Source organism: Streptomyces canus, from assembly GCF_030815415.1.
GTDB classification, from domain to species: domain Bacteria; phylum Actinomycetota; class Actinomycetes; order Streptomycetales; family Streptomycetaceae; genus Streptomyces; species Streptomyces canus_F.
In genome coordinates this window covers 4,314,782-4,335,397 of sequence record NZ_JAUSWW010000001.1, presented here as the reverse complement: position 1 = coordinate 4,335,397, position 20,616 = coordinate 4,314,782, and the positions used below count along the sequence as shown (strand labels likewise).

Here is a 20,616-nt window from a genome sequence, read left to right as displayed (position 1 = left end):
CACAGCAACCGCATTGGGGTGGGACGAATGAAGAGCACGACCATGCGCCGGACGGCTCTGGCGATCGCGACAGCGACCGCGCTGACCGGCCTGGCTGCCTGTACGTCCTCGGGTGACTCGGGAAGCTCCGGCAGGGACGACAAGGCGTCCGGCAAGGACACGAGCAATCTCAGCCCCGTGGCGGCCCTGCGCTCCGCCGAGAAGTCCACCGAAGCCGCCGACTCCGCCAAGGTCGAGTCCACGACCACGGTTGGCACGATGATGTCCATGACCGCCGACGGAGCCCTCGGCTGGGGTGACGGCATCACCGGCACCATGACCATCGAGTACACCGGCGGCACCATGGCCGACACCATGCGCCAGCTGGGCAGTACGTCGATGGAGGCCCGTTATCTGCCCGACGCCTACTACGCGAAGATGGGCGACAAGTTCGCCGAGCAGGCCGGCGGCAAGCACTGGATCCGCTACGACTACGACGACCTCGCGGACCTCGGCGGCGGCTCCGGCGCCTACCTCCGGGACCAGATGCAGAACACCACGCCCAACCAGTCGGTGAAGCTGCTGCTGGCCTCCGGGGATGTGAAGAAGGTGGGCGCGGAGAAGGTCCGCGGCCAGGAGACCACGCACTACTCGGGCACGGTCGACGTCGCCGATCTCGCCGGCAAGAACTCCAGCCTCAGCGCGAGCCAGCTCGGCGACCTCAAGAAGCAGCTCGAACAGGCGGGCGTGACCACACAGCAGGTCGACATCTGGGTCGACGACCAGGATCTCCTGGTCAAGAAGGTCGAGAAGGGCAAGATGGCCACCGGAGACCTGACCCAGACCGCCTACTACAGCGACTACGGCGTGAAGATCTCCGCCGAGGAGCCCGCGGCCGGCGACACCCAGGACTTCAAGGAGCTGCTGGAGAAGCAGGGCGGCACCGTCGCCGGCACCACGTCCTGACGGGGGCCGGAAACCAGGGGGACGGGGGAGTCCCACGGGGGATATGGTCCTGGTCGAACTTTCAACAGACATCACTCGGTCCAGGGGGGACTCATGAGCATGTCCATACGCGGTTCGGTACGCCGTAGAGGTGCGGGGGCCGTCGCGGCGGCCATGCTGCTGACGGGCGCCGTGGCCTGCAGCGGCGGGGGAGAGAAGAACGACGCCGCGGGTGCGGGCGCGAAGACGGGCAAGAAACGTTCCGTCACGCAGGTCATCACCGCGGCGTACAAGAAGACGGCCGAGGCCAAGTCCGCCCGGGTCAACATGACCATGTCGGTGCCGGGCGCGGACGGCGGCGAGATGACCATGAGCGGGATCATGGGCTGGGACCCGACCCTCATGGACATGACGATGAAGGGATCCGCTCTCGCCGCGGACGCGGACATGCCCAAGAACGCCCGCATCATCTGGCAGAACGACGTCGTGTACGTCGACGCCGGCGCGGCTGCCGCCAAGGAGATGGACGGCAAGCGCTGGATGAAGCTCGACCTCGGGGCCATGGCCGAGGAGGCCGCGAAGTCCGGGGACGACGAGCTCACCAAGGGGCTGACCGGCGGCCTGGAGGACATGAACCAGGACCCCGCCCAGCAGCTGGCGATGCTCCTCGACTCGCCCAACCTCAAGCACGTGGGCAGCGAGAAGATCGACGGGGCCGACACCGAGCACTACAAGGGCACCCTCACCGTCGAGGAGATGATGGCGACCAACAAGTCGCTGGACGTCCTGGAGCCCAAGGAGCGCAAGGAGCTCCTGGCCGGCATGAAGAAGGCCGGCATCAAGGGCTACGACACCGAGGTCTGGGTCAACGAGGACGACCTCCCGGTCCGCATGGACGTCGGCATCAGCAGCCCGGAGGGCACCGTCGAAATGAGCATGAAGCTCTCCGACTACGGTGCGAAGGCCGAGGTCCAGGTACCGCCGGCCGCCCAGACCTTCGACCTGATGGAGATGTTCAAGGAGCTCGGGGCGAGCGGCGATCTCAGCGGGAGCTGAGCACCGTAGGACCCGATTTGCTTGACGGTGACGGGGTCACGTACTCTCCTAAAGAAGCCAAAGACCGCTGGTCGTTGCCGTGCTCTCGCAAGAGGGTTCGGTGGCCGAAGGATCCGCTGAAAATCGCGGACGACCCGCGCAGGTGACTGTGGATGTGCTCCCGGAGTTCGCTGCTCGACAGCGTGCGAGTGCCGGTCGAGCTACGCCCCGTGCGCCTGCGCCGGGGCGTTTCGTTTTCTGTAGCCCCTTCTGAGCGGTCCTCATCACCCGGAAGGAGGCCACGCTTATGGCAAGGCCCGACAAGGCTGCCGCGGTAGCCGAGCTCGCGGACCAGTTCCGCAGCTCGAACGCCGCTGTGCTGACCGAGTACCGGGGTCTCACCGTGGCGCAGCTCAAGACGCTGCGTCGTTCGCTCGGTGACGACGCCCAGTACGCCGTGGTGAAGAACACGCTGACCAAGATCGCGGCCAACGAGGCCGGGATCTCCACGCTCGACGACCTGTTCAACGGTCCGACGGCGGTTGCCTTCATCTCCGGTGACCCGGTGACGTCGGCGAAGGGTCTTCGTGACTTCGCCAAGGACAACCCGAACCTCGTCATCAAGGGCGGTGTCCTTGACGGTAAGGCGCTGTCCGCCGACGAGATCAAGAAGCTCGCGGACCTCGAGTCCCGCGAGGTTCTGCTCAGCAAGCTGGCTGGTGCGTTCAAGGGCAAGCAGTCCCAGGCTGCCTCGCTCTTCCAGGCGCTCCCCTCGAAGTTCGTCCGCACCGCGGAGGCGCTTCGTGCCAAGAAGGCCGAGCAGGGCGGTGCCGAGTAATTCGGCTCGCGCATTGACCGCCGCCTGAGGCGACGGTCGCAGCGGGCCGAACGTACGCCCGCCTCACATGTACATCCGGCACCAGCCGAATTAGTGGAAGGATCGCCCACATGGCGACGAAGCTGTCCCAGGAAGAGCTGCTCGAGCAGTTCGAGTCCCTCACCCTCATCGAGCTCTCCGAGTTCGTGAAGGCGTTCGAGGAGAAGTTCGACGTCACCGCCGCCGCCGCGGTTGCCGCCGCCCCCGCCGGCCCGGCCGCCGCCGTCGAGGCCGCTGAGGAGCAGGACGAGTTCGACGTCATCCTCACCGGCGCCGGTGACAAGAAGATCCAGGTCATCAAGGTCGTGCGTGAGCTGACCTCCCTGGGTCTGAAGGAGGCCAAGGACCTCGTGGACGGCGCCCCGAAGCCCGTCGTCGAGAAGGTCGCCAAGGAGGCCGCTGAGAAGGCCGCCGAGGCGCTCAAGGGCGCCGGCGCGTCCGTCGAGGTCAAGTAACACCTCACGGGTCCGCACGGACTCGCGCGAGCTACGGGCCTCGTAAGAGGGCTGTAACGCTGACGCACCGAAGAGCGATCATCCATCCGGGTGGTCGCTCTTCGGCGTTCCCGGGGGCGTCGTGGCGGCTGCCTTGCGGCCGTGGTCGTGGGGAGTATGGTGATCTTCGCCGTGCCCCTTGAGCGCCCCTGGTGGCAGGCCAGAGGCAGACCGCAAGTGACGAGCGCAGCACCCGGTTTGGGCAAGACAGGCCTTGACGAACCGCACGCGGCGCGCAATTCTCAGGACGCGTCGCCAAACGGTCCGAATCCGAGGCATGGATCGGCGACGAAGAGGGCAGTATCAACGTGCGTTGAGGGCGAGCGTGCCGAAGGCGTTGAGGACAACGAGGGTCACAGAAAAATCGGGGCTGGACATCAGTGCGCCATGTGGCTACACTGACCCTTTGCGCTGCCTGTTAGCTGCCCCCTGCCCGTCACCAGGGGTCTGCCCTCGCCTCAGCATCGATGATCAGAACTTCTCTGACCTGGCCGAAAAGCCAGAGCAGGGGGTCCCTGTCTCTTCGGGTGCAGGAGTGGGACCGGTACGCGCGTAGTGAGTCCGAGCCCTCGGAAGGACCCCCTCTTGGCCGCCTCGCGCACTGCCTCGAACGCGAATACGAACAATGGCGCCAGCACTGCCCCGCTGCGCATCTCTTTTGCAAAGATCAAGGAGCCTCTCGAGGTTCCCAACCTGCTCGCGCTGCAGACCGAGAGCTTTGACTGGCTGCTCGGGAACACCGCCTGGCAGAGTCGGGTCGAGGAGGCTCTGGAGTCAGGTCAGGACGTCCCCACCAAGTCCGGTCTGGAGGAGATCTTCGAGGAGATCTCTCCGATCGAGGACTTCTCCGGGTCGATGTCGCTGACGTTCCGCGACCACCGCTTCGAGCCGCCGAAGAACAGCATCGACGAGTGCAAGGACCGCGACTTCACGTACGCGGCCCCGCTCTTCGTGACGGCAGAGTTCACCAACAACGAGACCGGCGAGATCAAGTCCCAGACGGTCTTCATGGGCGATTTCCCGCTCATGACCCACAAGGGCACCTTCGTCATCAACGGCACCGAGCGTGTCGTGGTGTCGCAGCTGGTCCGTTCGCCGGGTGTCTACTTCGACTCCTCCATCGACAAGACGTCCGACAAGGACATCTTCTCGGCCAAGATCATCCCGTCCCGGGGTGCCTGGCTGGAGATGGAGATCGACAAGCGCGACATGGTCGGTGTGCGCATCGACCGCAAGCGCAAGCAGTCCGTGACCGTTCTCCTCAAGGCTCTCGGTTGGACCACCGAGCAGATCCTCGAGGAGTTCGGCGAGTACGAGTCCATGCGCGCCACCCTGGAGAAGGACCACACCCAGGGCCAGGACGACGCGCTGCTCGACATCTACCGCAAGCTGCGTCCGGGCGAGCCGCCCACGCGCGAGGCCGCGCAGACGCTTCTGGAGAACCTCTACTTCAACCCGAAGCGCTACGACCTCGCCAAGGTCGGCCGTTACAAGGTCAACAAGAAGCTGGGCGCGGACGCTCCGCTCGACGCCGGCATCCTGACCGTCGAGGACATCATCTCGACGATCAAGTACCTGGTGAAGCTGCACGCCGGCGAGACCGAGACGGTCGGCGACCGGGGTACGAGCATCGTCGTCGAAACCGACGACATCGACCACTTCGGCAACCGCCGTCTGCGCAGCGTCGGCGAGCTCATCCAGAACCAGGTCCGTACGGGTCTGGCTCGTATGGAGCGCGTCGTGCGTGAGCGCATGACGACCCAGGACGTCGAGGCGATCACGCCGCAGACCCTGATCAACATCCGGCCGGTCGTCGCCTCCATCAAGGAGTTCTTCGGCACCAGCCAGCTGTCGCAGTTCATGGACCAGAACAACCCGCTGTCGGGTCTCACCCACAAGCGCCGTCTGTCGGCTCTTGGCCCGGGTGGTCTCTCCCGTGAGCGGGCCGGCTTCGAGGTCCGTGACGTGCACCCGTCCCACTACGGACGTATGTGCCCGATCGAGACGCCCGAAGGCCCGAACATCGGTCTGATCGGTTCGCTCGCCTCCTACGGCCGCGTCAACGCGTTCGGTTTCGTGGAGACGCCGTACCGCAGGGTCGACGGCGACGTCGTCACCGACGAGGTCGACTACCTCACGGCCGACGAAGAGGACCGGTTCGTCATCGCGCAGGCCAACGCCACGCTCGACGACAACATGCGTTTCACCGAGAACCGCGTCCTGGTCCGCCGTCGTGGCGGCGAGGTCGACTACGTCCCCGGTGACGACGTGGACTACATGGACGTCTCGCCGCGCCAGATGGTGTCGGTCGCGACCGCCATGATCCCGTTCCTCGAGCACGACGACGCCAACCGTGCCCTCATGGGCGCGAACATGATGCGTCAGGCCGTTCCGCTCATCAAGAGCGAGGCCCCGCTCGTCGGCACCGGCATGGAGTACCGCTCCGCGGTCGACGCCGGCGACGTGGTCAAGGCCGAGAAGGACGGTGTGGTCCAGGAGGTCTCCGCGGACTACATCACCACCGCCAACGACGACGGCACGTACATCACGTACCGCCTGGCCAAGTTCGCCCGCTCCAACCAGGGCACCTCGGTCAACCAGAAGGTCATCGTCAACGAGGGCGACCGCATCATCACGGGCCAGGTGCTCGCCGATGGTCCGGCCACCGAGAACGGCGAGATGGCCCTGGGCAAGAACCTGCTCGTGGCGTTCATGCCGTGGGAGGGTCACAACTACGAGGACGCGATCATCCTGTCGCAGCGCCTCGTGCAGGACGACGTCCTCTCCTCGATCCACATCGAGGAGCACGAGGTCGACGCCCGTGACACCAAGCTCGGCCCCGAGGAGATCACCCGGGACATCCCGAACGTCTCCGAGGAGGTCCTCGCCGACCTCGACGAGCGCGGCATCATCCGTATCGGTGCCGAGGTCGTCGCCGGCGACATCCTCGTCGGCAAGGTCACGCCCAAGGGTGAGACCGAGCTGACCCCGGAGGAGCGCCTGCTGCGCGCGATCTTCGGTGAGAAGGCCCGTGAGGTCCGTGACACCTCGCTGAAGGTCCCGCACGGCGAGATCGGCAAGGTCATCGGCGTCCGCGTCTTCGACCGCGAGGAGGGCGACGAGCTTCCCCCCGGTGTGAACCAGCTGGTGCGTGTGTACGTGGCGCAGAAGCGCAAGATCACCGACGGTGACAAGCTCGCCGGCCGTCACGGCAACAAGGGTGTTATCTCCAAGATCCTTCCCATCGAGGACATGCCGTTCCTCGAGGACGGAACTCCGGTCGACATCATCCTCAACCCGCTGGGTGTGCCGTCCCGAATGAACCCGGGACAGGTTCTGGAGATCCACCTCGGCTGGCTCGCCAGCCGCGGCTGGGACGTCTCCGGCCTCGGCGAGGACTGGGCGAAGCGCCTGCAGGTCATCGGCGCCGACCGGGTCGACCCGGGCACGAACGTCGCCACCCCCGTCTTCGACGGTGCGCGTGAGGACGAGCTCGCGGGTCTGCTGAACCACACCATCCCGAACCGCGACGGCGAGCGCATGGTGCAGCCGACCGGTAAGGCGAGGATGTTCGACGGCCGCTCCGGCGAGCCGTTCCCGGACCCGATCTCCATCGGGTACATGTACATCCTCAAGCTCCACCACCTGGTCGACGACAAGCTGCACGCTCGGTCGACCGGTCCGTACTCGATGATCACCCAGCAGCCGCTGGGTGGTAAGGCCCAGTTCGGTGGCCAGCGCTTCGGTGAGATGGAGGTGTGGGCGCTGGAGGCTTATGGCGCCGCGTACGCCCTCCAGGAGCTGCTGACCATCAAGTCCGACGACGTCACCGGCCGCGTGAAGGTCTACGAGGCCATCGTCAAGGGCGAGAACATCCCCGAGCCCGGCATCCCTGAGTCCTTCAAGGTGCTCATCAAGGAGATGCAGTCCCTGTGCCTCAACGTGGAGGTGCTGTCCTCGGACGGCATGTCCATCGAGATGCGCGACACCGACGAGGATGTCTTCCGCGCTGCGGAGGAGCTTGGCATCGACCTGTCCCGGCGCGAGCCGAGCAGCGTCGAAGAGGTCTGACGGGAGTTCGGAGGCCTTCACCATGAAGGCCTCCGGCCCCAGGACCCCCGTATCAGACCCCATGACTTACAACCCTGAGAGGGATTGACGCATAGTGCTCGACGTCAACTTCTTCGACGAGCTCCGGATCGGTCTGGCCACCGCTGACGACATCCGTCAGTGGAGCCACGGCGAGGTCAAGAAGCCCGAGACGATCAACTACCGCACGCTCAAGCCCGAAAAGGACGGACTCTTCTGCGAGAAGATCTTCGGTCCGACCCGGGACTGGGAGTGCTACTGCGGCAAGTACAAGCGTGTCCGGTTCAAGGGCATCATCTGTGAGCGCTGCGGCGTCGAGGTCACTCGCGCCAAGGTGCGTCGTGAGCGGATGGGCCACATCGAGCTCGCCGCGCCCGTCACTCACATCTGGTACTTCAAGGGTGTCCCGTCGCGTCTGGGCTACCTGCTCGACCTGGCCCCGAAGGACCTCGAGAAGGTCATCTACTTCGCGGCGTACATGATCACGTACGTCGACGAGGAGCGCCGCACCCGCGACCTGCCCTCCCTGGAGGCGCATGTCTCCGTGGAGCGTCAGCAGGTCGAGAACCGTCGCGACGCCGACCTCGAGGCCCGCGCCAAGAAGCTCGAGACCGACCTGGCCGAGCTCGAGGCCGAGGGTGCCAAGGCCGATGTGCGCCGCAAGGTGCGCGAGGGTGCCGAGCGTGAGATGAAGCAGCTGCGGGACCGTTCGCAGCGCGAGATCGACCGTCTCGACGAGGTGTGGACCCGGTTCAAGAACCTCAAGGTCCAGGACCTCGAGGGCGACGAGCTGCTCTACCGCGAGCTGCGCGACCGCTTCGGCACGTACTTCGACGGTTCGATGGGTGCCGCGGCGCTGCAGAAGCGCCTGGAGACCTTCGACCTCGACGAGGAGGCCGAGCGCCTCCGCGAGATCATCCGTACCGGCAAGGGCCAGAAGAAGACCCGTGCGCTGAAGCGGCTGAAGGTCGTGTCTGCCTTCCTGCAGACCTCCAACAGCCCCAAGGGCATGGTCCTCGACTGCGTCCCGGTCATCCCGCCGGACCTTCGCCCGATGGTGCAGCTGGACGGTGGCCGCTTCGCGACCTCCGACCTGAACGACCTGTACCGCCGTGTGATCAACCGGAACAACCGTCTGAAGCGGCTTCTCGACCTCGGTGCGCCCGAGATCATCGTCAACAACGAGAAGCGCATGCTTCAGGAGGCCGTTGACGCGCTGTTCGACAACGGTCGTCGTGGCCGTCCGGTCACCGGTCCCGGTAACCGCCCGCTGAAGTCCCTCAGCGACATGCTGAAGGGCAAGCAGGGTCGATTCCGTCAGAACCTGCTCGGCAAGCGTGTGGACTACTCCGCGCGTTCCGTGATCGTCGTCGGTCCGCAGCTGAAGCTGCACCAGTGCGGTCTGCCGAAGGCGATGGCGCTGGAGCTCTTCAAGCCGTTCGTGATGAAGCGCCTGGTCGACCTGAACCACGCGCAGAACATCAAGAGCGCCAAGCGCATGGTGGAGCGCGGCCGCACGGTCGTGTACGACGTCCTCGAAGAGGTCATCGCCGAGCACCCGGTTCTGCTGAACCGTGCTCCCACCCTGCACCGCCTCGGCATCCAGGCCTTCGAGCCGCAGCTGGTCGAGGGCAAGGCCATCCAGATCCACCCGCTCGTCTGCACCGCGTTCAACGCGGACTTCGACGGTGACCAGATGGCCGTCCACCTGCCGCTCTCCGCGGAGGCGCAGGCCGAGGCCCGCATCCTGATGCTGTCCTCGAACAACATCCTCAAGCCCGCCGACGGCCGTCCGGTGACGATGCCGACCCAGGACATGGTCCTCGGTCTGTTCTTCCTCACCACCGACGGCGAGCTGCGTGACACCAAGGGCGAGGGCCGGTCCTTCGGCTCCACGGCCGAGGCGATCATGGCGTTCGACGCCGGCGAGCTCGCGCTCCAGTCGCAGGTCGACATCCGCTTCCCGGTGGGCACCATCCCGCCGCGCGGCTGGACCCCGCCGGTGCGCGAGGAGGGTGAGCCGGAGTGGCAGAACGGTGACTCGTTCCGTCTGAACACCACCCTGGGCCGCGCGCTCTTCAACGAGCTGCTGCCCGAGGACTACCCGTTCGTCGACTACTCGGTGGGCAAGAAGCAACTCTCCGAGATCGTCAACGACCTCGCCGAGCGCTACCCCAAGGTCATCGTGGCGGCGACGCTCGACAACCTGAAGGCGTCCGGCTTCTACTGGGCGACCCGTTCCGGTGTCACCGTGGCCATCTCCGACGTCGTCGTTCCCGAGGCGAAGAAGGAGATCGTCAAGGGCTACGAGGCGCAGGACGAGAAGGTCCAGAAGCAGTACGAGCGCGGTCTGATCACCAAGGAAGAGCGCACGCAGGAGCTCATCGCGATCTGGACCAAGGCGACCAACGAGGTCGCCGAGGCGATGAACGCGAACTTCCCCAAGACGAACCCCATCTTCATGATGGTTGACTCGGGTGCCCGAGGAAACATGATGCAGATGCGGCAGATCGCCGGTATGCGTGGTCTGGTGTCGAACGCCAAGAACGAGACGATTCCTCGTCCCATCAAGGCGTCCTTCCGTGAGGGCCTGTCCGTGCTGGAGTACTTCATCTCCACGCACGGTGCCCGTAAGGGTCTGGCGGACACCGCCCTGCGTACCGCCGACTCGGGTTACCTGACCCGTCGTCTGGTGGACGTCTCGCAGGACGTCATCATCCGCGAGGAGGACTGCGGCACCGAGCGCGGTCTGAAGCTGCGGATCGCCTCGAAGAACGCCGCCGGTGTGCTGATCAAGGCGGACGACGTCGAGACCAGCGTCTACGCCCGCATGCTCGCCGAGGACGTCGTCATCGACGGCAAGGTGATCGCGCCGGCCAACGTGGACCTCGGCGATGTGCTGATCGACCAGCTCGTGCACCACGGTGTCGAGGAGGTCAAGACCCGCTCGATCCTCACGTGCGAGTCCCAGGTCGGCACCTGCGCGATGTGCTACGGCCGTTCGCTGGCCACCGGCAAGCTGGTCGACATCGGTGAGGCGGTCGGCATCATCGCCGCCCAGTCCATCGGTGAGCCCGGTACCCAGCTGACGATGCGTACCTTCCACACCGGTGGTGTGGCCGGTGACGACATCACCCAGGGTCTGCCCCGTGTCGTCGAGCTCTTCGAGGCTCGTACGCCGAAGGGTGTCGCCCCGATCTCCGAGGCCCAGGGCCGCGTGCGGATCGAGGAGACCGAGAAGACCAAGAAGATCGTCGTCACCCCGGACGACGGCAGCGACGAGACGGCGTTCCCGATCTCGAAGCGTGCCCGTCTTCTGGTCAGCGAGGGCGAGCACGTCGAGGTGGGCCAGAAGCTCACCGTGGGTGCCACCAACCCGCACGACGTGCTGCGCATTCTGGGTCAGCGTGCCGTCCAGGTCCACCTGGTCGGCGAGGTCCAGAAGGTCTACAACTCGCAGGGTGTGTCGATCCACGACAAGCACATCGAGATCATCATCCGGCAGATGCTGCGCCGTGTGACGATCATCGAGTCCGGCGACGCCGAGCTGCTGCCCGGTGAGCTGGTCGAGCGCTCGAAGTTCGAGACCGAGAACCGTCGTGTGGTCCAGGAGGGCGGTCACCCGGCCTCCGGTCGTCCGCAGCTGATGGGTATCACCAAGGCCTCGCTGGCGACGGAATCCTGGCTGTCGGCCGCCTCCTTCCAGGAGACGACCCGAGTGCTGACGGACGCGGCGATCAACGCCAAGTCCGACAGCCTCATCGGCCTCAAGGAGAACGTCATCATCGGTAAGCTCATCCCGGCCGGTACGGGTCTGTCCCGCTACCGCAACATCCGGGTGGAGCCGACCGAGGAGGCCAAGGCCGCGATGTACTCGGCCGTCGGTTACGACGACATCGACTACTCGCCGTTCGGCACCGGCTCCGGCCAGGCCGTTCCGCTGGAGGACTACGACTACGGTCCGTACAACCAGTAGGCATCGGTTCTGAAGCACTGAAGGGCGGTCACCCCGTTGCGTACGGGGTGGCCGCCCTTCGGCATGCCCGGAATGGTGACGCCGTCTGTCCCGGAATGCCGGTTCGGCGCATCATGGAGTGAGCTCGGGGGGGTTGGGGAGGTACTCGGTGTCGAATCCTTCGTGGCAGCCCGGGCAGGGCGGCGTCCCACAGCCCTGGCAGCCCTATTCCGTTCCGTCGCCCATGCTCGCCTCCCACGCCGACCGGGAGCGGGCCGTGGACGTGCTCCGAGCTGGGTACGGGGAGGGGCGGCTGGAGAAGGCGGAGTTCGACAAGCGGGTCGCCCGGGCGTACACGGCCCGGACCGTCGGGGAGCTGGCCATGCTCGTCGGGGATCTGCCGCAGGGGCCCCTGACGCACCCCATGGCCGTGCCGCGGACGTTCGTGGCCCTGCCCCGGCCCCGGACCAACGGGAAGGCCGTGGGGGCCGCCGTGTGCGGCGTGCTGTGTCTGCCGACCTTCGGGTTCACCGGGGTTCCGGCGGTCGTGCTCGGACAGGCGGCGCGCTCGGAGATCCAGCGCACGGGGGAGGGCGGCGACGGGCTGGCGCTGATCGGGCTGGTCCTGGGGTGGATGTCGGTCGCGGCCTGGACCGTGATCCTGACGCTGATGCTCGCGGTGGCCATCGGGAGCGGGTGAGCGGTCCGCGGAGGTGTTCCGCGCGCGTCCGGGCTCAGTACGGCTGCTGCGGCTGGAGGTACCGCTGCAGATGGTGCAGCCGGGTGTGGTGGTCCGGATGCGAGGACAGAAGCCGGCTCAGGGCGCTCTCCTCGACGGGGACACCGCCGTTGCGGGCGGTGACCTCGGCCTGCTCGTACTGCTCCTGCCGGTGCAGTTTGTCGAGGACGGCGGCCAGCATCGGGGCGAAGCCGAGGGCGGCCGCGTGCTCGTCCGCGCGGAGTTCGGAACGGCGGCCGACTGCGGCCAGGGCGTACGGCACACCGAGGATCAGCAGCGGGAGTCCGTACAGGGTGCTGATCGTCGCGAAGGCCAGACCGCCGACGAGCAGGACGACGAAGGCCACGCCGAAGCAGCCGAAGGCCTTCGAGACGTGGAAGGCGACCGCGGAGACAGCTTTGAGCACGCGCCAGGCGACCCGGCCCGGCAGGGCGTACCAGTAGCCGAGGAGACCGGACCACGCGTGGCCGCCGACATGGTGGCCCAGCTCATGGGCCAGGACGGCGGCGAGTTCGCCGTTGGGGAGCTGGTTCATGGCGAAGCGGGTGACGCCGACGATGTGGCCGGCGGCGGCGACCGCGTTCAGGCTGTCGCTGTCCTCGACCCACAGTTCGTAGGTACGGCCCTCGACGCCGGCGCGGGCCGTCACCTCGCGCCAGACCGGTTCGAGTTTGGCTCGTTCTTGCGGCGTGGGGTAGCGCAGACGGAGCAGATGGCGCGCGAGGGCGCTTTCGGTGGGGCGGTGGAAGACGAGTGCGCCGCTCGCGATCCAGAGCAGGACCACCACGAGGGCGAAGTCTCCGAAGAGCGCGGCGACCAGACCGACGACGAAGAGGCTGCACAGGAAGTTCGGCAGGTGGAGAAGGAGATTGCCGACGGCCGTGGCGTCGGTGCGGCGCTGCTGGCTGGAGAGATGGATCCGGCGGGGGTCCGTGCTGATGTGGTGGGGGTGGGCCGGGCCGGCGGGTGCGGGTGGGGTGTGGGGCGGTGTCGCGGCCTGGGTGTACTGCGGGGGTATGGGGGCGTAGGGCTGGGCGTACTGCGGCGGGGCTTGGGGAGGGGTCTGGTGGGGGTACTGCGGTGGGACCTGTTGTCGGGGATACGACGGTGATGGCTGGGGGTACGGGGGCGGCGACTGCGGCTGGGGGTACTGGGGCTGCTGTTCCGGATATTGGGGTGGCTGGGTCATGTCGGGTCCTTCACGGGAGCGGTGGCCGGTCGGCCGGGGTCAGCCGAGCAGCAGTGAGGTGGGGAGCAGGACCGTGCCGACGCAGAAGGCGATGAGGCCGGTTCGGATCCACTGGTGTTTGCGTACGGCGATGCGGCTCATCTCGGTGAGCGCGAGGGTCAGTGCGGCGACGGGGGCGCGCCGGGTGTCCGTCAGCGCCGTCTCCAACTGCCCTTGGCGGACGGCCTCCTGGATGTCACCGAAGTAGGACAGCGGGCGGCCGGGGGCCCAGTGCGGCGAGCGGTAGCGGGGCAGTACCGCCAGCAGCAGGGCGAAGAGAGACAGGACCAGCGCGGCCGCTCCCGTCCACCACAGCACGGTGCCCACGGCGGACAGCGCGGCCGGGGTCCAGTCCCGGCCGACCAGCAGTCCGCTGAGGACACCGGCGGTCATCCCGAGGGCGGCGACCAGCACGGACGCCTTCGTGTCGGCCCGGGCGACCTCCGTGCGCAGGTCGGCGAGGAGGCGTTCGCAGAGGGGGACGAGGGCGTCGGGGGGTGCGGGCACGGGTGTCGGGTCGAGCGTTGTCATGTGCCGCTTGCCTCCGGGCCGTTGGGCCGAGCCTCCGTGCCGGCGTCGGCTTCGGTGGAGGGGGCGCTGTCCGGTACGGCCGTGGCGGGGTGGGTGGGTGTACGGCCGTAGCCGGGCGGGGGTTGCCAGGACGGGGTGGCGCCCGGTGCCGGGGCGGGCGGGGGAGTGGGGCCGGATGCCGGTGCCTGTGGGGGCTGCCAGGGCGGGGGGCCCGGGGTTACCGGTGGTGAGGGATGGGGGCTCGGGTAGGGGGTGGGTGCGCCGGGATAGGGGGTCTGTGTACCTGGGGGCGGCGCGTAGTGCGTCGTGGGCTGGGCCGAGTGCGGGGTGGACGCGCCGGGATACGGGGTCTGCGTGCCCGGCGGTGGCGCGTGGGGCGTCGGGGGCTGCCAGGACGGGGTGCCCTGGGTGCCGTACGGGCCGGGCGGGCTGTAGGGGGCGCCGGGCGGGGGAGTGGGGGCGGGCATGGGTGATCCGGGGTACGTAGATGCCGGTCCGGGCGGGAAGGGGACGGTCGGTGCCATCGGTCCGGAGACGGGCCGGTCGGGCGGGGTCGGGGCCGGGGCGGCCTGACCGGGCGCGGGGACCGGCCCTGTCGTGGCTGAGGGCGCAGCGGGCTCCGCCGCGGTCCCGGCGTACGGCTGACCCTGCACACTGCCGGGCCCGGGGTACGGCTGTCCCGGTACCACCTGACCCTCGACAGTTCCCGGCATTCCCGGCCCGGTCCCCGGCGTCCCCGGATGGCCGTCGCCCTCCGGCAGTTCCTGTTGTGCCACGCCCGGCATGCGTTGGTTGAGGATGTCGTGGACCGTGCGCAGGGCGAGTTGTTTGGGGCCCTCAAGTTCCCAGTTCTCCGCGGCCTCGCTGCTGAGGAGTTGTTTCACCAGGTCCATCTGGGCCTGGATCATGCGGAGTTGGTCGTCGCGCATGCTCTGCATGACCAGGCGGGAGTCCTCGGGGTGCTGGGCGAGGTGGAGGGCCCAGGCGTGGACGCCGCCCTGCTGGAGGTGCCACTGGTAGAAGGCGATCTTCTCGGCCTCGATCTGCTGGAGTTCCAGCATCTGGCGGCCCTGGAGCAGTGCCTGTTCGTGCTGCCAGCGCTGCTGCTGGAGCAGGAGTTCCTGCTGCTGGACGCCGTAGGCCATGGCCCGGTCGAGCTGGAGCGCGTCGTGTCGGCGTCCCCGGCGGTCCGCCTCGACGTCGATGTCGATGCCGCGCTGCGCCACCCGGATCTGTTCCTCGGCGGAGTGGTCGATGGCCTGGAGCCGGCGCTGGTGGTCGATGTTCTCTTGGTCGCGGCGGAGCCGGACGGTCCAGGTGACCTGGAGGCCCGCCGGGGCGCCCAGCGGGCCCAGCAGGCTCATCGCGTCCAGCATCTCCCGCTCGGCGGCCGCGCTGTCGGCGATCGCGAAGCGGCGGGTCACCGGACGGGCCGCCTGCTGGAGTTCACCGAGGAGCAGCCCCGGTACGTCCCGGTGGCCGCAGGCCACGAAGCGGGCCGGATCCAGCACCTGCCAGGACAGATCGACCTGGGCCGTGAACTCGAACGCGTCGTTGTCGCTGGGCAGCGGCAGTTCGGCCCTGTGCGGGTGCACGCCCATGTCCACCTCGTACACCGCCGTGTACCGGTTGGTGGCTATCTCGCCGCGGGTCGGCCGGCGCGGCGGCAGATACGCCTCGTAGCCGCCCTTCGCCGTGGCGAAGACCAGGGCGTGGTCGATACGGACGTACGACTTGAGGTTGAACTCGAAGCGCGACAGCTGACGCACGGTCAGGACCGGGTCGATCAGCTCGGTGTGCCGGTCGGCGTTCTGCTGCCACTCGGGCTGGCGGAAGGTGGGCATGCGGTGTGTCTCCTCGGAGGTACCGGTCCGGTGCGGGTCAGCGGTGGGGCAGCGTGGTCAGCAGGCGGGCCGCGACCGGGGGTGGTGGGTCGCCGTCCTCGCCGGACATGGTGCGGAGCAGATGGCTCAGGCGCTGGTGCTCGGTGGGCGTGGTGACGAGGGTGGGGAGGAGGGCGGCGAGCGCCCACTCCACGGCCGTGGACCGGTCGGCGGTCAGCACCCACTCGCGCAGGACGTCGAGGGCGTCCCGGGTGGTGCGCGGGTCGGCGAGCGCGGTCCGCCACAGGAACGGCACGCCCTGGGCCGCCGCACCGCCCTCGGTGGCGGCGCGGGCGTACCAGCCGAGGACCAGGGGAGTGCCGTGCGGCTCGTCGTCCTCGGTACGGGCGCAGGCCGACACGAAGCCGCCGAGGGTGAGGTCGCGTACCGCCCGGTCGTCGTCGATGTGGGCCCGCAGTTCGGCGAGGACCTGGTCGCTCGCCGAGGAGAGCAACAACAGGCCGACGGACTGGGCGAGTTCCACGACCAGTTCGTCGTCGGTGCTGTCGGGCGCGCCGGCGTAGAGCCGTCGTACGGCACCGCGCAGTGCGGCGAGGGCCTGCTCCGGGCGTTCCGGTCCGAGCAGGCCGTAGGCCCGGACCGCCACCCAGCGCGGCCGCGGGTCGTCGCCCGAGCACCAGGCGTCGAGGATGCGGGGGATGTTGGGGGTGGCGATGAAGTGGGCGAGGGTGAGCGCGTTGACGGCCACGAGCCGGTGCTTGAACCGCTTGGACATGCCCCAGGGCTGGATGACCAGCGCCATCGCCGAGGGCAGGTCGGTCCGGGCCAGGACGGCCGCGGTGGACGCGGCGCGGGTGCGTACGAGGGGGCGGCCGTCGTCGGCGAGGCGGCGCAGCCAGCGGATCAGCGCGGGGCGGGCGGAGGGGTGGCCCGTCCAGACCTCGCGGAGCAGTACTCCGGAGGCCCGTTCGTCCAGGAACTCGGCCTTCTTCTGTGTCACCGGCCCCCATTCCGTGTGCTCCTCCGCCAAGTAGGCCTTTGCGCGGGCGACTTGGAGACGCTTGCGGACGTGGGTGCCGAAGACGGGGACCTCGGGGGCGCGGGCCGGGTTCTCGGTCTCCTGGAGGAACCGGTAGAGGAGGTCGCTCAGTTCGGCGGTGAGCGGGTAGGGGCCGCCGTCGAACGCGGCGAGGGCGACGAGGAAGGCCTTGTCGCGCAGGTGCAGGGAGGTCTCGTCCTCCGCGAACCACTCCTGCACCTGGTTCTCCAGCGCCACCCCCGAGAAGTCGGCCACCGTCCGCTCGTCCGCCTCTCCGGCCGCGTACCGGGCGAGCAGTTCGGCGAAACGGGCCACCTCGCGGGGCTGGTGGCTGCGGGCCAGGAAGTCGGTGACCTGCGGGCGGACGAGCAGACCGGCGGCGGTCTCCGGGTCGGTGCGGGTGCGCAGATGGGCGGCGAGGACATCGGCCGCCGCCGGGGGCGGCCACTCCTCGGGGGTGACGTCCTCGACGGGGGTGGTGGGACCTACGGTGACGACGAGATAGGCGTCCTGCGCGGCGAGCCGGTCGCGGACGGCGAGCAGATGGTGCTCGCGCAGTGGGTTGTCGCGGCGGGTGGTGAGGTCGTGGAGGACGTAGCCGCAGGCGCGGGGCGGTTCCTCGGACTTGTCCCCGGCTTCGTCCGCCGCCTTGTCGCCGGGGAACCTGCCGGCCAGTTCGTCCGGTCGCGTGTCGCGGTCCAGTACGCGTACGGGGGAGGCGCCGAGCCGGTGCAGCAGCATCAGGGCCGCCGTGCGTCGGCCGGTGAAGCGGCCGCCGGACAGCACCAGGACCCGGTCCTGCCGTAACCGCACCGCCAGGCGGGCCATGAGCTCCTCGTCGGCGGCGAAGTGCGTGGCGAGCTCCTCCAGCGTGGCGCCCGGGACCTCTCCCGACGCGGCGGACGCGGGTGAGGCGAAGGACGGGAAGCTGAGCTGGTAGACCTCGGTCCTGCTGCCCAGGTAGACGTCCCCGGAGAAGTTCCCGCCGCTGATGCCGCCGTGCTGGGTGCCGCCGTGCAGCCCGCCGTTGAAGGCGGCCCGCGCGCCCACGTTCATGATCCGCGGGCTGTGATCGACCAGGTCGCGCCGGGCCGACCAGGCGTTCTGCGGCTGGTCCCGCTCCTCCGGCTCGCCCTCCGCCTCGGGCCGTCCGCCGTCCGCGGTCTCGGCGTCGCCGCCGGGTTGCTGCGGTACGGCGTTCGCGGCGCCGGGGCGTTCGGGGGCCGGTGCCTCCGGGGTGCTCACGCGCCCTCACCCCGCTCGGCGCCGCCGAAGGTGACGTTGCCGTGGAAGTTTCCGCCGCTGATGCCGCCGTGCTGGGTGCCGCCGAGGACACCGCCGTTGAACGTGCCCCCGTGCACGTGCACGGCGGAGCCCGGCGCCGGGGCTCCCCTGTTTCCGTCCGGCGCCGGGCCGTTCTCATGAGGGCCGCCCTGTTCGGGCACCCGCGGCGCCGGGCGGTCCCCCGATCCGCCCGGCGCCTCCCCCTTCTCACGGTGGTCCTGGCCGGTCGCCGCCGCGGGCACCGGTCCGTGCAGCCACGCCGTCAGCGGGCCGTTCTTGCTGTCCACGGTGACCTCGTGGAAGCCGTCGGCCGGGATTCCCGGGTGGTCGTGCCGTACGACTCCGCCGTACAGCGGGTCCGAGACGCACAGGGCGAAGTCGTCGGCGCGCTCGCGCAGGGCGGTGCGCAGGATGTCGGCGTCCAGCAGGCGGCAGGCGTGGTTCAGGTCGGAGCCGACCCAGCCGTCGTGCTCGTCGACGGCGACGTAGCCGGTGGCGAGAACGGCTCGCAGCCGGATCTGGGCCGAGCGGGAGGCCATGCGGTTGACCGCCCTCAGCTGGGCCGGGACCTCGCTGAGGAGTGCGCGCAGCAGGGCTGTGACCGGGGCGTTCGCGTCGATGAGCTCCATGACCGAGTCCCCCCGGTCGGCTCGTAGCCGGAGGGTCTCGTCGATGCCGGCCCGCTGCAGGGTGCGGTCGGTGATGTCGTAGAGCATGCGCCGCAGATAGGCCTGCTCGACGTCGTCCCGGTCGCTGTACCTCTCGATGTCCACCAGCAGGATCGTCCGGGCCACGGGGTCGCTCATGGTCGCCTCTCGAGGGGGGTGGGGCGTGCAGACGAGAAGCGTGCGGGAGGGAGGGGTGGGACGTGGAGGGCGGATGACGCAGTTGAAATGTGACCGTGTGCACAGTTCTGACGGGGCCGGGGGTGCCGCTCGGAGTCTCGTCGCCGGGTGCGGGCGCGTTGTGGCTGGTCGCGCAGTTCCCCGCGCCCCTGAAGGCGGCTGCGCCGCCTCAGGGTGCGCGAGGTCGGGGGTCAGGCCTCGTGTGGTTGTTGTGGGGAGGGGATTCCCGTTGCCGGGTCTGTCGCGGCTATGCGGCGGAGTACGTCCGGGCGCATGATCAGCATTGCGCGTCTGCCCGTGGCGACCACGTTCTTGTCGCGGAGTTCCTTCAGGAGGCGCTGGACCATTTCGCGGGAGGCGCCCACCGAGCCCGCCAGTTCCTGTTTGCTCAGGGGGACGGCGAGTTCGATGCCCTCCGGGGTGCGGCGGCCGTGGGTGCGGGCCAGGTCCAGGAGGAGGACGGCGAAGCGCTCCCGCACGCTCATCGACGCGAACTCCAGCCGGCGCCGGTCGGCCGCGCGGGTGCGGTCCACGGTGAGGCCGAGCAGGGCGAAGGAGGCCGCGGGGGAGCGGTGCAGGAAGCCCCGGAAGCGCTCCCGGTCGACGGCCACCGCCCTGACCTGCTCCAACGCGGTCACCGTCGCTCCCCGCGGCCGGCCCGTCAGTGCCGCCGACTCGCCGACGACGTCACCGGGGCCGCGCAGGGCGAGCAGTGCCTCGTAGCCGCTGGCGGCGGACGCGGTGACCTTGGTCCAGCCGTGGACGAGGAACAGGACGTGCGCGGACGGCTCCTCCTGGCGGAGCAGGACCGTGCGCGGCGGGAAGTCCAGGCTGCGGCCGAGCGCCAGCAGCGCCGAGCGGTCCTCGCTCTCCAGCCGCGCCAGGAACGGCACCCGGTCGTCCAGCCCCCCGTCGTCCGGCGAGTACGCCGGCGTCCACGTCGTCATGCCTCATCCCCCGAATCCCCGGCGAATCCCGTACCGAATCGGAACCCGCCACGGATCCCGTGCAGCGGACCGGTCAACGTACTGAACGCCCAAGATCGGGTGGGGCGGAAGAGCGCGAATCGGCCACCGACGAGGGACACACCCCTTGACAGTCGAAAGCCCGGCGTGTCGGGGCCCGCTCCATTTGTTTTGACCGAAGTCCTTGAGGTAGGTACGCTCAGACCTTGTGCCTGGGGTGTGCCCTGGCTCTCGTGCGTGCCATCAACCGCATCGCGAGCCTCCATCGGCCACCGTGAATCCGCGCCCTTCTCGCCTTCGGGTGGAAGTCTGCGGGATCCGACACACCCGACCGCGTGGGTCGGAGTTGTTCCAGGTTAGCTTCACCATTCGGCACACAGAAACCGGAGAAGTAGTGCCTACGATCCAGCAGCTGGTCCGGAAGGGCCGGCAGGACAAGGTCGAGAAGAACAAGACGCCCGCACTCGAGGGTTCGCCCCAGCGTCGCGGCGTCTGCACGCGTGTGTTCACGACCACCCCGAAGAAGCCGAACTCGGCCCTGCGTAAGGTCGCGCGTGTGCGTCTGACCAGCGGGATCGAGGTCACCGCTTACATTCCGGGTGAGGGACACAACCTGCAGGAGCACTCCATCGTGCTCGTGCGTGGTGGCCGTGTGAAGGACCTGCCGGGTGTTCGCTACAAGATCATCCGCGGTTCCCTTGACACCCAGGGTGTGAAGAACCGCAAGCAGGCCCGCAGCCGCTACGGCGCCAAGAAGGAGAAGTAGA

At 68.7% G+C, this 20,616-nt stretch carries 14 protein-coding genes; 8 read left to right on the top strand and 6 right to left on the bottom strand.

The features are described from left to right. Positions 1-27 precede the first annotated feature (27 nt). The 7 genes from QF037_RS19895 to QF037_RS19865 all read left to right on the top strand — a co-directional run bounded on the left by QF037_RS19895 (position 28) and on the right by QF037_RS19865 (position 12,074). The gene (locus QF037_RS19895; RefSeq protein ID WP_307027105.1) at positions 28-945 is read left to right on the top strand and encodes a hypothetical protein; all 918 of its coding nucleotides are present in this window, start codon (positions 28-30) and stop codon (positions 943-945) included. A gap of 93 nt (positions 946-1,038) precedes the next feature. Then, positions 1,039-1,980: a hypothetical protein gene (locus QF037_RS19890; protein ID WP_307027103.1), complete on the top strand. Its 942-nt coding sequence runs from the start codon at positions 1,039-1,041 to the stop codon at positions 1,978-1,980. Positions 1,981-2,266: 286 nt separating this feature from the next. Beyond that, a complete protein-coding gene (gene rplJ, locus QF037_RS19885) occupies positions 2,267-2,797 on the top strand; it encodes a 50S ribosomal protein L10 (RefSeq protein ID WP_266888980.1) in 531 nt (176 codons plus the stop codon). 110 nt (positions 2,798-2,907) lie between these two features. Then, positions 2,908-3,291: a 50S ribosomal protein L7/L12 gene (gene rplL, locus QF037_RS19880; RefSeq protein ID WP_307027099.1), complete on the top strand. Its 384-nt coding sequence runs from the start codon at positions 2,908-2,910 to the stop codon at positions 3,289-3,291. Between the two features lie 624 nt (positions 3,292-3,915). Next, positions 3,916-7,401, top strand: coding sequence for a DNA-directed RNA polymerase subunit beta (rpoB, locus tag QF037_RS19875; RefSeq protein ID WP_307027098.1), 3,486 nt, complete (start codon positions 3,916-3,918; stop codon positions 7,399-7,401). Positions 7,402-7,495: 94 nt separating this feature from the next. Then, entirely contained in the window at positions 7,496-11,395 is a 3,900-nt protein-coding gene (locus QF037_RS19870; protein WP_307027096.1) for a DNA-directed RNA polymerase subunit beta', read from the top strand. 148 nt (positions 11,396-11,543) lie between these two features. After that, entirely contained in the window at positions 11,544-12,074 is a 531-nt protein-coding gene (locus QF037_RS19865) for a DUF1707 and DUF4190 domain-containing protein (RefSeq protein ID WP_373463757.1), read from the top strand. Between the two features lie 34 nt (positions 12,075-12,108). Here the strand turns inward: QF037_RS19865 and QF037_RS19860 are convergent, their stop codons facing one another. From QF037_RS19860 to QF037_RS19835, 6 genes are all read right to left on the bottom strand, one after another. Further along, complete coding sequence (locus QF037_RS19860; RefSeq protein ID WP_307027094.1) at positions 12,109-13,302, bottom strand: M48 family metalloprotease; 1,194 nt, start codon at positions 13,300-13,302, stop codon at positions 12,109-12,111. Between the two features lie 39 nt (positions 13,303-13,341). Continuing rightward, positions 13,342-13,872: a Pycsar system effector family protein gene (locus tag QF037_RS19855; protein ID WP_307027092.1), complete on the bottom strand. Its 531-nt coding sequence runs from the start codon at positions 13,870-13,872 to the stop codon at positions 13,342-13,344. Continuing rightward, a complete protein-coding gene (locus QF037_RS19850; protein WP_307027090.1) occupies positions 13,869-15,716 on the bottom strand; it encodes a hypothetical protein in 1,848 nt (615 codons plus the stop codon). The genes QF037_RS19855 and QF037_RS19850 overlap by 4 nt, the downstream gene beginning before the upstream one ends. Positions 15,717-15,753: 37 nt before the next feature. After that, a complete protein-coding gene (locus QF037_RS19845) occupies positions 15,754-18,000 on the bottom strand; it encodes a hypothetical protein (RefSeq protein ID WP_307027086.1) in 2,247 nt (748 codons plus the stop codon). Continuing rightward, positions 17,997-18,845 (bottom strand): hypothetical protein, encoded by an 849-nt coding sequence (locus tag QF037_RS19840; RefSeq protein ID WP_307027085.1) that lies wholly within the window; start codon positions 18,843-18,845, stop codon positions 17,997-17,999. The genes QF037_RS19845 and QF037_RS19840 overlap by 4 nt, the downstream gene beginning before the upstream one ends. 230 nt (positions 18,846-19,075) lie before the next feature. Continuing rightward, positions 19,076-19,831 carry a Crp/Fnr family transcriptional regulator gene (locus QF037_RS19835; protein WP_307027084.1) on the bottom strand — a complete coding sequence of 252 codons (756 nt, stop codon included), beginning with the start codon at positions 19,829-19,831 and terminating at the stop codon, positions 19,076-19,078. 412 nt (positions 19,832-20,243) lie between these two features. Between QF037_RS19835 and rpsL the strand changes: the two genes are divergently transcribed. Further along, positions 20,244-20,615: a 30S ribosomal protein S12 gene (gene rpsL, locus QF037_RS19830; RefSeq protein WP_003948652.1), complete on the top strand. Its 372-nt coding sequence runs from the start codon at positions 20,244-20,246 to the stop codon at positions 20,613-20,615. The last annotated feature ends 1 nt before the right edge of the window (position 20,616 follow it).